This is a genomic window from Pseudoalteromonas piscicida, assembly GCF_002744175.1.
In the GTDB taxonomy this organism is placed as follows: domain Bacteria; phylum Pseudomonadota; class Gammaproteobacteria; order Enterobacterales; family Alteromonadaceae; genus Pseudoalteromonas; species Pseudoalteromonas piscicida_B.
Map to the genome: position 1 here is coordinate 24,964 of NZ_NKHF01000100.1, position 13,804 is coordinate 38,767.

At 43.4% G+C, this 13,804-nt stretch carries 14 protein-coding genes; 9 read left to right on the forward strand and 5 right to left on the reverse strand.

Going from position 1 to position 13,804, the window contains the following annotated elements; genetic code table 11:
* Nucleotides 1–10: 10 nt before the first annotated feature.
* Nucleotides 11–682, reverse strand: a complete 672-nt coding sequence (locus tag CEX98_RS20060; protein ID WP_099643766.1) for a ComF family protein — start codon at nucleotides 680–682, stop codon at nucleotides 11–13.
* 57 nt (nucleotides 683–739) lie between these two features.
* Here CEX98_RS20060 and bioH point away from each other — a divergent pair, with 57 nt between their 5' ends.
* The 3 genes from bioH to CEX98_RS20075 all read left to right on the forward strand — a co-directional run bounded on the left by bioH (nucleotide 740) and on the right by CEX98_RS20075 (nucleotide 2,777).
* Complete coding sequence (bioH, locus tag CEX98_RS20065; protein ID WP_099643767.1) at nucleotides 740–1,477, forward strand: pimeloyl-ACP methyl ester esterase BioH; 738 nt, start codon at nucleotides 740–742, stop codon at nucleotides 1,475–1,477.
* Between the two features lie 107 nt (nucleotides 1,478–1,584).
* Nucleotides 1,585–1,893 carry a hypothetical protein gene (locus tag CEX98_RS20070; RefSeq protein WP_099643768.1) on the forward strand — a complete coding sequence of 103 codons (309 nt, stop codon included), beginning with the start codon at nucleotides 1,585–1,587 and terminating at the stop codon, nucleotides 1,891–1,893.
* Complete coding sequence (locus CEX98_RS20075; RefSeq protein ID WP_099643769.1) at nucleotides 1,893–2,777, forward strand: putative metalloprotease CJM1_0395 family protein; 885 nt, start codon at nucleotides 1,893–1,895, stop codon at nucleotides 2,775–2,777. The genes CEX98_RS20070 and CEX98_RS20075 overlap by 1 nt, the downstream gene beginning before the upstream one ends.
* 242 nt (nucleotides 2,778–3,019) lie before the next feature.
* Here CEX98_RS20075 and CEX98_RS20080 read toward each other — a convergent pair whose 3' ends face one another.
* Together CEX98_RS20080 and greB are read right to left on the reverse strand one after the other, a co-directional pair.
* Nucleotides 3,020–5,332 (reverse strand): Tex family protein, encoded by a 2,313-nt coding sequence (locus CEX98_RS20080; protein WP_099643770.1) that lies wholly within the window; start codon nucleotides 5,330–5,332, stop codon nucleotides 3,020–3,022.
* A gap of 92 nt (nucleotides 5,333–5,424) precedes the next feature.
* The gene (greB, locus tag CEX98_RS20085; RefSeq protein WP_099643802.1) at nucleotides 5,425–5,910 is read right to left on the reverse strand and encodes a transcription elongation factor GreB; all 486 of its coding nucleotides are present in this window, start codon (nucleotides 5,908–5,910) and stop codon (nucleotides 5,425–5,427) included.
* Between the two features lie 214 nt (nucleotides 5,911–6,124).
* Here greB and ompR point away from each other — a divergent pair, with 214 nt between their 5' ends.
* The 6 genes from ompR to CEX98_RS20115 all read left to right on the forward strand — a co-directional run bounded on the left by ompR (nucleotide 6,125) and on the right by CEX98_RS20115 (nucleotide 11,040).
* Nucleotides 6,125–6,844, forward strand: coding sequence for an osmolarity response regulator transcription factor OmpR (ompR, locus tag CEX98_RS20090; protein WP_099643771.1), 720 nt, complete (start codon nucleotides 6,125–6,127; stop codon nucleotides 6,842–6,844).
* 5 nt (nucleotides 6,845–6,849) lie between these two features.
* The gene (envZ, locus tag CEX98_RS20095) at nucleotides 6,850–8,169 is read left to right on the forward strand and encodes a two-component system sensor histidine kinase EnvZ (protein WP_099643772.1); all 1,320 of its coding nucleotides are present in this window, start codon (nucleotides 6,850–6,852) and stop codon (nucleotides 8,167–8,169) included.
* A gap of 274 nt (nucleotides 8,170–8,443) precedes the next feature.
* On the forward strand, nucleotides 8,444–9,100 hold the full coding sequence (locus CEX98_RS20100) for a hypothetical protein (RefSeq protein ID WP_143484364.1): 657 nt from the start codon (nucleotides 8,444–8,446) through the stop codon (nucleotides 9,098–9,100).
* Nucleotides 9,097–9,768, forward strand: coding sequence for a hypothetical protein (locus CEX98_RS20105; RefSeq protein WP_099643774.1), 672 nt, complete (start codon nucleotides 9,097–9,099; stop codon nucleotides 9,766–9,768). The genes CEX98_RS20100 and CEX98_RS20105 overlap by 4 nt, the downstream gene beginning before the upstream one ends.
* An 8-nt stretch (nucleotides 9,769–9,776) precedes the next feature.
* Nucleotides 9,777–10,493 (forward strand): hypothetical protein, encoded by a 717-nt coding sequence (locus CEX98_RS20110; RefSeq protein ID WP_242441771.1) that lies wholly within the window; start codon nucleotides 9,777–9,779, stop codon nucleotides 10,491–10,493.
* A gap of 181 nt (nucleotides 10,494–10,674) precedes the next feature.
* Complete coding sequence (locus CEX98_RS20115; protein ID WP_099643775.1) at nucleotides 10,675–11,040, forward strand: hypothetical protein; 366 nt, start codon at nucleotides 10,675–10,677, stop codon at nucleotides 11,038–11,040.
* Nucleotides 11,041–11,146: 106 nt separating this feature from the next.
* On the opposite strand, the gene CEX98_RS20120 is transcribed toward CEX98_RS20115, so the two are convergent.
* Complete coding sequence (locus CEX98_RS20120; protein WP_099643776.1) at nucleotides 11,147–12,685, reverse strand: phosphoenolpyruvate carboxykinase; 1,539 nt, start codon at nucleotides 12,683–12,685, stop codon at nucleotides 11,147–11,149.
* A 263-nt stretch (nucleotides 12,686–12,948) separates the two neighbouring features.
* Entirely contained in the window at nucleotides 12,949–13,794 is an 846-nt protein-coding gene (gene hslO / locus CEX98_RS20125; RefSeq protein WP_099643777.1) for an Hsp33 family molecular chaperone HslO, read from the reverse strand.
* Between the last annotated feature and the right edge of the window lie 10 nt (nucleotides 13,795–13,804).

The following is a 13,804-nucleotide window of genomic DNA, read 5'->3' on the forward strand; positions in this document are numbered from 1 at the left end:
GCGTTAGCCGTTAAGCATCAAATGGTGTGAGGCCAATACTCATGGCCCACACCGCATTCGCCCCACTTGCTTTACAGGCTTTTGCCGCAGCATCCATTGTGGCACCTGTGGTGATCACATCTTCAAGTAACAGAATATTTTTACCCGCTACGGTCGGTTTGGCCGAGAATGCATTACGCAAATTCAGTTTACGTTGGGCTTTGCTGAGTGCTGATTGTGCTCGTGTTTTTCTGTTTCTGGTGAGTATCGTTGGGTTCAGTGGTAGCCCTCGCCAGATCTGCTCTACCTGATTATAGCCTCTTTGTATCAAGCGGTGTTGGTGTAAGGGTAAGCAACAAATAATATCTACTGGGAACGCACTTTCCCTATCAAAGCGTCGCCACAGGTGATGTGCCAATACATTCAAGGCACATAGATGTGCTCTACTATGATGGAACTTAACGCTTTGGATCCAGTGTGACATGGGAGGACGATACCAACTCACCGCACTTAATCCATCGCACTGAGCTAGGTTTACCATGCGTTGAATGTTCGGGTAGGTAAGTAGATTTATCTCTTGTTCGGCAAAATCCAAACATGTAGGCATGCAATAGTCGCAAAGTAATGCCAGTGATGTTGTTTGCTCACAACACACACAAGGTTGGATCCAATTGCAGATTTTCAGTCGGTCTAGTTGAATCATTGCTTTCCATCCCGGGTTAGCTATCATGGCGACAAGTTTGGTATAGAGATCCGATAAATGCAAAATGAAGTTGTACTTCTCCACGGTTGGGGAATGAACAAGGCGGTATGGCAGTTATGTGAAGAAGCCCTTACAACAACATACCCAGCAATGATAAAAGCGATAAATTTACCGGGATTTGGTGGGGCGTCGAGCGCCGATGGCGACTATTTAATTGCCAATAATGCCGCATTGATAGCGCAGCAGTTAGCGCCTCAAAGTATTGTTATTGGTTGGTCTTTAGGCGGTCTATTCGCCTTGCACTTAGCCAAACACTTTCCAGATAAAGTCAGTAAAGTGATATTAGTCGCGTCGACGCCATATTTTTGTGAGCAGCATGACTGGCCCGGTATCGCGCCAAACGTTTTAAAGAATTTTGCAACACAGCTTCAAACTAATAGTGCTAAAACCATAGAGCGTTTTTTGGCGATTCAAGCGATGGGCAGTGAACATGCTCGAGAAGACATAAAACAACTGCGGGCATTATTAGCACAGCTACCTGCAGCTGAAAGTAAAGCACTGGCTGGTGGCCTCACGATATTAGAGTCGGCAGATTTGCGTGCTGAGTTTGCACAGCTAACACAGCCTGTTGCTGGCGTATTTGGGCGATTAGACTCCTTGGTTCCCATCGCCGCCATGGAAAAAATACAGGCGTTAAACCCAAATTTTAAAGCGTATACCCTTACTAAAGCCTCTCATGCACCTTTTATTTCTCATAAAGATGAATTTTTATCCCTCCTTAAATCAATTATTTAGTTTATAGAAATAATGAGGCGGCAAAAAATTGCCGCTTTTACTTTCTTTTGTTGATATTTTGCGCAATAATTAGTCAGTAAGAAAAGGTTTATCTAATAGGTGTGACTATGCCAATAGGTGATGTGTTAAATAACGGAATCGATGGTTATAACCGTGCTGCTCAGGGGATCGCCCAAGCTAGCGCTGATATAAACCGTGCTGCGGCTGAAGAGCAAAGCACTGCCGACCGTGCTTTTGGGCGACAATTGCAAGGTGCCAGCACTGACGAGGCTGTAACAGCACCTGTCAGCGAGACGCCGAGCCTGACTGAGTCAGTTGTAGCGCTTAAAGTAGAAGAGTTTAACGCGAAAGCTAATGTCCAAAGTATTCGCACCGCAGATGAAGCATTAGGTACGTTGATTGATATCAGAGTGTAATGAATATAGTAACGCCACCACCGGCGATGAATTTAAACACTGCCAACGTGTACACCGAAACGGTTGTACGCGACAATCAGCTACGTGAAGCGATACCCAAGCCAACACCAACTAACCCTTCATTCACTGAAAATCGTAATCTTTCAGACTCCGAAAAAGGCCGCTCTAATAATATAGAAGAAGGCAAAGTCTACGGCTCTAATGGTAAAACTGAGCAAGATAAAAAAATAGAGGGTAAAGAAGAGGGAGAAAAAGGCGAAGGCCAAGAAAAAGAAAAAAGCGAACAAGAGCAGCAGCAAGCCGAACAGGATGAGCAGATTGTTCAGGAGCTAAAATCCCGAGATAGAGAAGTTCGCTTACACGAACAAGCTCATGCTAGGGTTGGTGGTCAGTACGCCGGCTCCCCAAGCTATGAATATCAACGTGGTCCCGATGGCAATAATTACGCCATTGGCGGTGAAGTCATGATAGATGTCGCACCGATCGAAGGTGATCCTCAAGGGACGATTGAAAAAATGCAGACAGTGAGAGCAGCTGCATTGGCTCCAGCTGAGCCTTCTGGCGCTGATAGAGCGATTGCCGCTGACGCGACCCAAAAGCTTTCGGCCGCCCAAGCTGATTTAGCCAAAGCCGCTATTAGCGGTGAAGAGCAGAGTGGCGGTCGGCGTGTACAAAATATTCAAACTCGACGTTTGAGTGGTGAGCAGGCAAAAGCTGAGACTGAAGAGGAGCAGGTCAAGCTTAAGCAAGACGCGGATCCGTATGCGGTAGCCATGCCTATCGAGCCCGACCCTGAGATCCAAGCGAGATCACTTAGGATCTCTGACTTTTACCAACATGTAGCGGTGCCAGATAAACCTGCGTCGCTATCTGTGCAGATTTAACCGTAGGTACTGGCCTTTACCTCCGCGGGCCAATGCAGTGAAGACGAGTTAAAACCCCCCAACAAACGAAAAGCGCGACGAATGCCGCGCTTTTTTTTGTCACAGACTCATACCAGACTTAATGCTTGAGCAACTAAGCAAGCGTTAGTTAATACAATTGGTATTATTCAACGCTTGTAGTCAGTTCCTAATCAGGTCTCCTGAGCTCGGATAATCTTGCTATTTTGTGAGTGAGTAAATTATTACTTTTTCAGTTTAGCAAAAGCTTCTGCAAAGGCATTCCCCATCGCAGCATTTCCAGCATCACGGGATTTTGACTTTGCTGCCTTCTGTGCTGGTTTTCCCTTATTAGGCTTAGCATTTTGTTTGTGTGTAGAGTGATGTGATACCTCATCATTAAGGCGCATGGTAAAACTAATACGTTTACGAGGTACATCAACCTCGATCACCTTAACTTTAACGATATCACCGGCTTTAACCACTTCACGAGGATCTGAAATAAACTTATCGGTCAGCGCTGAGATGTGTACTAGGCCATCTTGATGCACACCTACATCAACAAACGCGCCAAAGTTAGCCACATTTGAAACTACGCCTTCTAATATCATACCGACAGTAAGATCATTAATGGTTTCAACACCCGCTTTAAATTGTGCTGTTTTAAACTCAGGGCGAGGATCTCGGCCTGGTTTATCGAGTTCTTTGATAATATCTGTAACGGTAGGTACACCAAACTTATCATCAACATAATCGTTAGCAACAAGTCCGTTTAAGACCTCGCGATTTCCAATAAGTGCATCTACTTCTAGACTTTGCTTCGCACATATTGCTTTGACAACTGGATATGCTTCTGGGTGAACCGCAGAGCCATCTAGTGGGTCGTCGCCATTAGCAATACGCAAGAAACCTGCCGCTTGTTCAAATGCTTTAGGCCCTAATCGTTCAACCTTTTTAAGCGCTTTGCGATTCGTAAAAGAACCATTTTCATCGCGGTATTTTACGATATTGCTGGCGAGTGTTTTATTCAAACCTGAGACACGGGTTAATAATGGTACAGATGCCGTATTCACATCTACACCCACTGAGTTTACACAGTCTTCTACAACAGCTGTTAGTGTTTGTCCTAACTGGCTTTGCGAGACATCGTGCTGATACTGCCCAACACCGATCGATTTTGGTTCAATCTTCACCAGCTCTGCCAAAGGATCTTGTAATCTTCTCGCGATAGAAACAGCACCGCGCAAAGAGACGTCAAGATCAGGAAATTCGTTCGCTGCAAACTCCGAAGCAGAGTAAACAGATGCACCGGCTTCACTGACCATGATTTTGTTTAGTTTTAGCTCAGATGCTTGCTTTAATAATTCGGCAGCAAGCTTGTCGGTTTCGCGTGATGCTGTCCCGTTACCAATGGCGATCAACTCGACTTTATACTGTCGGCACATCTGCTCTAGTGTTTTAAGCGACTTATCCCATTGGTTTTGAGGAGCGTGTGGGTGAATAGTGCTTGTAGCGATCAGTTTACCGGTAGCATCGACGATCGCAACTTTACACCCAGTGCGTAAACCAGGATCTATCCCCATCGTCACTTTTGCACCCGCTGGCGCAGCCATCAGTAAGTCTTTTAGGTTTTTAGCGAATACTTCGATTGCATCTAATTCAGACTTCTCACGCATCGCACCTAAAAATTCATTTTCTAGATGTAATGCGATTTTGATTTTCCAGGCCCATTGCACTACGCCCATAAGCCACTCACTGGCGGCTTCACCTGACACGGCTAGAGCATAGTGGTCTGCAATGATCTGGGCACAAAATTGGGCTGCATCCTCAACACTAGGTTCTGGATTGATAGACAATTGTAAAAACCCTTCGTTACGTGCTCTAAGCATTGCCAAGGCGCGGTGTGAAGGAATTTTACTTAACAGTTCGTTATGCTCAAAGTAGTCACGGTACTTACTACCAGCTTCTTCTTTGCCGGCGATGACTCTTGCTTCAATTTGTGCATTTTCTTTTAGGTGCGCTCGGAGCTTAGCAAGTAACTTGGCGTCTTCAGCGAAGCGTTCCATCAAAATAAATTTAGCACCATCTAACGCCGCCTTGCTATCAGCTACCCCTTTGTCTGTATCAATGAATGCAGTGGCTTGTTGCTCTGGATTGAGGCTAGGATCGGCGAACAATGCATCGGCCAGAGGCTCAAGTCCAGCTTCAATTGCTATCTGGCCTTTGGTTCTGCGTTTAGGTTTGTAGGGAAGGTATAAGTCTTCTAGGACGGTTTTGCTGTCTGCGGCTTGGAGCTCTGCACGTAGCTCGGCAGTGAGTTTGCCTTGTTCATCAATTGTTTTGACAATAAACTCACGGCGCTCATCAAGCTCTCTTAAGTAACCTAACCTCTGCTCCAATAGGCGTAATTGTGTGTCATCTAAGCCACCTGTTACCTCTTTACGGTATCGTGCAATAAATGGGACTGTTGCCCCTTCGTCTAGCAAAGTAATAGCAGCGTTAACCTGTTGCTCTCTTGCGTTAAGCTCAGTTGCTAAACGTTGTGCGATATTGCTCATGCAAAATCCTTATACTCATCTTTATCAGTCTGTGCTGGCCCAATGCAAGGTAGAGATGTGCTAGTTGGGCAAGCATATTTAGCTCAATGTTATCATTGTTCCGTGTTATTACGATATTCGATTTGGTTGATAAACCAAAGTCTCTGCCCATGAGGTGTGGTAACGGTGATTTCATCATCGACTTGTTTTCCCAGCAGCGCACGTGCCATTGGCGCATCAATAGAAATATAGTCATTGCGGTCGTATATTTCATCAGGGCCTACGATGCGAAATGAGCGTACTTCGCCTTCTTCACTTTCTACTTCCACCCACGCGCCAAAAAAAACTTTACCGTTTTGTTCAGGACTATACTGAACGACCTTAAGCTCGGGCATACGTTTGCGCAAGAAGCGAACACGTCTATCTATTTGCCTTAGTAGACGTTTGTTAAAGGTGTAATCGGCATTTTCGGAGCGGTCGCCTAAACTTGCTGCCCAATTCACTATTTTGGTAATTTCTGGACGTTTCTCAAACCACAGGTGATCATGTTCTTGCTGCAGTTGGCGATAGCCCTCGGGAGTGATCAAATTTGTTTTCATGTTGCTTAGGTCTGTTGGGTTAAACCCTTGTAATGTTCGGTAACAATCTAGTATCAATGTATGGTGTCGAAAAGCACCAAATTCAATTATATTTAAGCATAATAATATCATGGTCCATTTTCGCCATGAGCATGCAATGAACAGGACGATGATGTGTGTACGGAATGTCGCAGATCAGTAAGCTTTAGTAAATTAATAAATAGAAGAAATATAAATGGGAAATGAAACCACCAAAGTACTCGTCGTTGACGATGATATGCGCTTACGTAGTTTGTTAGAGCGTTACTTAGTTGAGCAAGGCTTTATTGTTCGAAGTGCGGCAAACTCTGAGCAAATGGATAGATTACTCGAACGAGAAAACTTTCACTTAATGGTGTTAGATTTGATGCTACCGGGAGAAGACGGTCTTTCTATTTGTCGCCGCCTTAGGCAAAAAGAAAACGAAATCCCCATTGTGATGCTCACGGCTAAAGGGGATGAAGTAGATCGTATAATTGGACTTGAACTTGGGGCTGACGATTATATTCCAAAGCCATTTAATCCAAGAGAGTTACTTGCGCGGATCAAGGCCATTTTGCGACGCCGTGCCAAAGAAGTGCCAGGTGCACCCGCAGCAGAAGAAAACGAGGTAAGCTTTGGCAGCTTTACGCTTAATTTGGCTACCAGAGAAATGCAACATGGTGAGACAACAATCTCGCTGACTTCTGGTGAGTTTGCGGTATTAAAAGCCCTTGTAAGCCACCCTCGTGAGCCGTTAAGTCGAGATAAATTGATGAACCTTGCAAGAGGCAGGGATTACAGCGCATTGGAGCGTAGTATAGATGTTCAAGTTTCACGCCTACGTCGAATGATTGAGGATGATGCGTCCAACCCAAGGTATATTCAAACGGTTTGGGGCCTCGGCTACGTATTTGTGCCTGACGGCGTGAAGTAGTCGCTATGTTACCTCGCAGTGCTTTTGGACAAACCGTCTTTTTTGTTGGCGCTTTGCTGCTGATTAATCAGGTAGTGTCATATATCACAGTAACATTATACGTGTTCAAGCCCACTTTTGAACAAGTGAACTTAATGCTCGCGAAGCAGGTTAAAACTGTTTTTATTGATTGGGAAGACGGCGTTGAGGTGGACAGCACACTCTCCCGAAAATTCTTTGAGATAACCGGTATCGAAGTGATGACACAACGCGAAGCTTATGTGAATGGCCTCGGACAAGCAAAAGAGTATACTTTGCTCTCGCGTAGTATGTCTGAGCAGCTTAATGGCTCGGCTCGGGTTCGGATCAGTCAAGGAGACCCAGTTGTTTATTGGGTTGAGGCGCCACAAGCGCCTGGTTATTGGGTTAGGGTTCCCCTAAGTGGTCTCAGTGAAACAAAAATGGAGTTTTTAGTTTTCTACCTCTCCAGTATTGGCTTTTTAAGCGTCTTAGGTGGTTGGCTTTTTGCTCGGCACCTAAATAAGCCGCTCAAGTCATTACAAATTGCAGCAAGTCGAGTTGGGGTAGGTGACTTTTCTACTCGATTGGTGGAAGAAGGCTCTACCGAGGTGATCGAGGTAACCCGAGCATTTAATAAGATGTCTAAAGGTATTGCTGAACTTGAAAGTGACAGACGGCTATTAATGGCCGGCGTTTCTCATGACTTGCGTACTCCGCTTACCCGAATTCGTCTTGCCACTGAGATGATGTCGGATGAAGAAGATTATCTTCGCGAAGGTATTATTGATGATATTGAAGATATGAATGCCATTATCGATCAGTTTATCGAATACTTACGCCACCATAACGGCGCTGAAATGTCAGCGGATGATGTTAATACGGTGATTGAAGAAGTGGTACATGCCGAACAGCAGCATCAAAGACCGATCCATTTGCAGGCGCAGCAGTATTTACCCGCAGTGATGATGAATGCCGTTGCATTGAAGCGTGTGTTTACCAATATGATTGAAAACGCTATACGTTATTCAGAAGAGGATATTGAGGTCACAACGGAATATAGTCCCAAGCACCGCTCGGTTATCGTGAAAGTGATGGATAGGGGACCTGGGATCCCTGAGTCTGAGTTGGAGTCTGTATTTGAACCATTTAAACAAGGGGATCAGGCTAGGGGAAGTGAAGGAAGTGGTCTCGGACTTGCTATTATTAAACGGATTGTTACCACGCATGGCGGTAAAGTAAGACTGAGAAACCGCGATGGTGGTGGTTTAGTTGCCGAGGTTTCATTGCCTGCTTATCGTGGTAAACTCGAAGAGAATAATAACTAACCTGAGCTTCGGATAATGAATGCCTTTCTAGCAGCCAGTTTTAGCGCTAACTGCTAAAACTGGCTTTTCTTAGAGGTGTAGGAGCCTCAGCGAAAGCAGAGCGCGGAACCGGTGTTCTCCCCAAACCGCTCTGGCTAGATAAGTAAATAATTTAATGTGATTTTCAGACAATGAGTTAGTTCACTTCTTATCTAATCCTCAGGTTTAATAATAAATAAACGAGATTGGCTCGAGGTATTATCTTGAGCCTTTAGCAATAGTAAGGAATACTTTTGTGGCTATTGTAGTATCCAGCACACGATTAATCCCCGTTTTAAGGCGCCTTGCCACGGTTAAGAAGTTCGCAAGACTCCATTCAACTCTGATCCCTTTTATGGTTTACCTTGTGGTTAGCGGCATTGGACTATTCTATCTTACCCGTTTGCTTAATGCGTTTGGTTTCTCTGCTCTTAAACATATAGGCATTAGTGACTTTTTAACAGTTGTGATGACCAACTATCTATTTATACCGGCATTTGCTCTTGTGGTTCTTAGCCTGTTGACGATCATCAAACAGGATAAAAAATTTGTTCGAATTCGGTTTTTAGGTTTAGGAAAATTGAATTATATTGTCAACCAGCCACTATATAAGTTTCCAATGGCTACCACTATTACATTGACTCTATTATTATCGACTCTGGCGGCTGACTTTGCCGCAAAGAGTGCAGTGAAAGAAGTAAAAAGTTTCAAGCAAGGAAACGCTGATATTTACTTGAGTTATCCTGTAGATTGGTTTGGCCAACAGGTGATGACCATCCCCTCTGTTGTGATTGTGTTATCAACATCACGTTATACATTTATCTATGACCCTGAAACGAAGAAAGCAGCAGCTATTCCTGATGCAAATTTAGGGAGTATTACCAAAATCACTGCGTCAGGGGAAATAAAATGAGAAAAATTGACAATGATTCAGAGTATTACACTTGGTTTATGGACACGAGTAAACAGTGTGGGAAATTTGTTTACGAACAACCTGGGGTCCTGATCTCTTTGGGGTATCTTACCCTTAATTTATCTGGCTTCGTGTATCTCTTATTTCTGTTTAATGCTTTTTCTATCGACATTATCAAATACATGGAACTTAGTGACTTCATGATGGCATTCTTAGCAGAGCCAGCCATTCTCTTTGCTACCTTTTCTGCCATTATTTGTAGTTCAAGCATCGCATATTTAATGAGTCGGCTATATAAGTTAAGCGGGGGGACGACTTTTAAGGGGTGGAAAAGTTGGCTGCTTACCTACCGCATGTTATACCGATTTAATCCTTTTTATACTTTTGTGATTGTGACTATTTTTGTTTTTCCGAATTTATATGCCGGATTATTAGGAGCTTGGAACAGTGACAGCATTAAACAAGGCGATGGAAAGCTATACAGCTTTGATTTGATAAACCCTATTAATCTTGACCAACAAGGCAAACGTCACTTTAAAGATATGCAAATCATACTTGAGTCTGAGCGTTATGTTTTTTTGTATGAGCAATCAAAAAGCCGTACTGTTATTCTATCCAGAGAAAATATTGCAAGTATTCAGATGGGAGTACAAGATATTGATAACTAGGCCACTATATGCATAATCCGTTGCAATGCCGTAACTTAACCTACACGGCAGGTGCGCTTGAGGAGACGCAGTTAATTCAGCTTAAGCGTGTTATTGAAGCAAGCTTTGCTGACGTAGATGTGGAACATTATTTTACTCTGTACTTTGAAAGCGGCGAGAAGGTAACTCGAAGGCTGAGGTTGTTTTTGTCAGACGAAAAAGTGGTAGGTTACTGCTTACTGACGTTTGATGACAGCAGAAGCGATTTTTGTCTGGTCGGTGCGTCTGCTGCTTTTTTGCCCAACTTTAGAGGGAAAAACAGTACCTTTTTGTTTTCCCTGACTGAGGTATTAAAACGGTATCTTCGATATCCTTGGCGCAAGTTATTGTATGCAGATACCATGTTGAGCCCTGCGATGTTTAGGGCGATGGCGAAAAACATCGCACAAGTCTATCCGTCCGATGCCCATCAGCATAATCAGCTAGTGCAACTCTATGATTTGATTAATCCAAGCGGCCGAGTGAGTATATATAATGGTTTGCGATGCTTAAAGGTAGTTGGACGGAGAACGAATTATAGTCAGGAAGAAGTTGAAAGTTTCCGCAACAGTCAGAAAAATGAGATTGCACATTACTGCCGTGTGAATCCTGATTTTGATAAGGGAGTTGCGTTGGTCGTTGTGATCCCTATTACGCTGCAGCAATTCACCTTAACGTTAAAGAAGGTACTATCAAACCAAATTTAGCTGTTTTCGCCTAAGTGAATAGCTTCACCGAAAACGCGGAGCCCCACCAAGCTTTCTACTCCACTTTTCTGTTTAGGTTTTTAAGAGGTTTTCGTTATGGTTCTGTTTACTTTGTTGATATTTAGTCTTTTGCATGTAATCCTTTATTCTTAACAGTTAACTAATATAAAAGGAAAATTGTATGAAAAAACTAATATCTGCAGCTGCTTTACTTGTTGCAACCCTACCTCTGAGCACTCATGTGCATGCAAATGAGAAAAAATTAACAGTTGGTGAATTTGGTGAAATCAGTGCCAGTGGAGATGTTGGCACTGCATCTATGTCTATTCCTGAGTTTAAACAATACTTTCGATATATTCTGGATACGGATGAAGTCGCTAATATCACTTCACAATGCCGTATCTTGACTTACATATACCATGATATTGATTTTAACTATATCTATCCTGTCGAGTTTCGAATTGAGGCATATTCAAAAACCAAGCTTTATAAAACATATAAAGGCCAAAGAGGACGTTTCCCTTCTGAGCAAAGGCTATGTAATTGATTAAAAAGCTTTAGTGCAAAAAATGAACCCACTTGAAGTGGGTTTTTTAGATCAAAAAAACGCCCAACAAGGGGCGCTTTTGATAAAGGAATCTTTCTAGGCTAGCTTAGCCGCGAGGGCCTGCTGCTTTGATTGCTTCAGAAACATCGTATTTAGCGAAGTTTTCTTTGAAGTCAGCTGCTAGTTTTGCCGCATACTCTGCATATTTGGCTTGATCTTGCCAGGTATTTACAGGGTTAAGAAGGTTGCTATCAACGCCTTCTACTGCAACTGGCACATCTAGGTTCAGTGCTTCAATATGCTGTGTTTCAACGCCACCCAGCGTATCGTTTACGATTGCATCGATAACTGCGCGTGTTGTTGGAATATCAAAGCGTTTACCAATACCATATGGGCCGCCAGTCCAACCTGTGTTAACTAGATAAACTTTAGCGCCAAATTCACGTACGCGCTTCATTAACAGTTCAGCATAAACACCTGCTGGACGTGGGAAGAAAGGTGCACCAAAACAAGTAGAGAACGTTGATTCGATGTCAGAAGTTGAACCAATTTCAGTAGAACCTACTTTTGCTGTATAGCCGCTTAAGAAGTGGTAAGCCGCAGCTTCTTCACTCAGAATAGAAACTGGTGGTAATACGCCGCTCACGTCACACGTTAAGAATACCACTGCACGAGGCTCACCTGCACGGTTTTCTTCTTTACGTTTTTCAACGTGTTCAAGCGGATAAGCTGCACGTGTATTTTGCGTTAAGCTTGAATCTGTGTAATCTGGTGTGCGTGTTTCATCAAGTACAACGTTTTCTAGGATAGTACCGAAGCGAATAGCATCCCAGATAACCGGCTCGTTCTTTTGTGAGAGGTCGATGCATTTTGCATAACAACCACCTTCGATATTGAATACGCTACCAGGTGCCCAACCGTGCTCGTCATCACCGATAAGGAAGCGCTTTGGATCCGCTGAAAGCGTTGTTTTACCCGTTCCAGATAGACCAAAGAATAGCGTTGTATCGCCAGCTTCACCTACGTTTGCACTACAGTGCATAGGTAAAACCCCTTTTGCAGGAAGAAGGAAGTTCTGTACCGAGAACATTGATTTCTTCATTTCACCGGCGTAATGCATACCCGCGATTAGCACTTTGCGTTGTGCAAAGTTGATGATAACAGTACCATCGCTGTTTGTACCATCACGCTCAGGGTCACAAACAAAAGAAGGCACATTCATCACCTGCCATTCAGGTAAATCTGCTTTATTGTAAGTATTAGGCTCAATAAACATGTTCTTAGCAAATATATGATGCCAAGCTGTTTCAGTCGTTACGACTACTGGTAAATAGTGCTCTGGATCTGCACCCACTTCTAAGTGAGAGACGAAGTGGTCATTTTCAAGAACGTGTGCTTCTACGCGAGCCCACAATGCATCGAACTTCGCACTGTCGAATGGGCGGTTGACGTTACCCCATTGAATATCATTTTCAGTGCTTGATTCTTGTACGATAAAACGATCATTTGGTGAACGTCCAGTACGGCGACCAGTTTTTGCTACAAAAGCTCCATTTGCGGCTAAAGTGCCCTCGCCACGACGGATAGCGTGTTCGACAAGTTCAGCTGCGGTTAAATCGACAAAACGAGTAGCGCTTGAAGTCATGTTTATACCTAAAAAGTGAGAGTTGAACGGGATAGCTCTGGGGTACTCTTGCCCTTAGCTAAATTTATAGTAACAGATGAAATTGAGATATTCGAGCCTTTAGAGTGGTTAAAATTACATAAAAACGTCAAAAAACTTGAATAATTTCAATGATACCGGTGTCATAGTTTTTAGATGTTTTATGACACCGGTATCAGCAGGTAGCAACAAAAAAACCGCCAAAAATGGCGGTTTCATTTTGTAATTAAGGGCAAAGCCATAACTTAATTAAATAACGATTTTATCTCTTGCTCGTTAAAAACGTAGTTTTTCAAGCAATAATGGCAGCTGATATTGATTTCGCCATGTTTCTGCAAGTCTTCCATTAGGGCTTCTTGGCCTACATTAACTAGCGCATTCTCCGTCTTTTCACGGCTACAGCCACACACAAACGAAATTGCCTGAGGCTCAAATAATTGCGGATTATCTTCATGATAGAGTCTAGTTAGTACAGTATTAGCGTCGAGATCTAATAGCTCTTCGTCTTTAATTGTGCTGCTCAGGGCCTCTAAATGTTGAAAATCGACAATCGACTTCTCTTTATTTACTGGAAGCACTTGTAAGAATAAGCCAGATGCTTGCACTCTTTCAGCTGTCACCTTAGTTGCAAACCAAAGACGTGTTTTGAGCTGCTCTGATTGCTCAAAGTATTCTTCAAGGCACTGAGCAAGTGATTCTTTTGTTAATGGAACAATACCTTGATAACGTTCACCTTTTATCGGTGTAATGGTAATGACCATGTAGCCTTTACCGATAAGATCAGGGATCGATGAGCCCGTTACCTCGGACTGTAACCGAGCTACGCCACGCATTTGCTGTTTGTGATTGCCATTAATTACCGCATATTTCACCGGACCATCGCCTTGGAGTTGAACAGCAATATCGCCTTCAAACTTTAAGGTGGCGGTGAGCAAACTGGTTGCAACTAATAATTCGCCCAATAACTGTTGTACAGGCTCTGGGTAGTTGTGACCGCTGATGATATCTGTAAATGTTTGCTCTATTTGAACAAGCTCACCACGTACATCATGTTTGTCGAAAATATAACGGTGGAGTAAATCAGTCTGCATTAATGAAAAT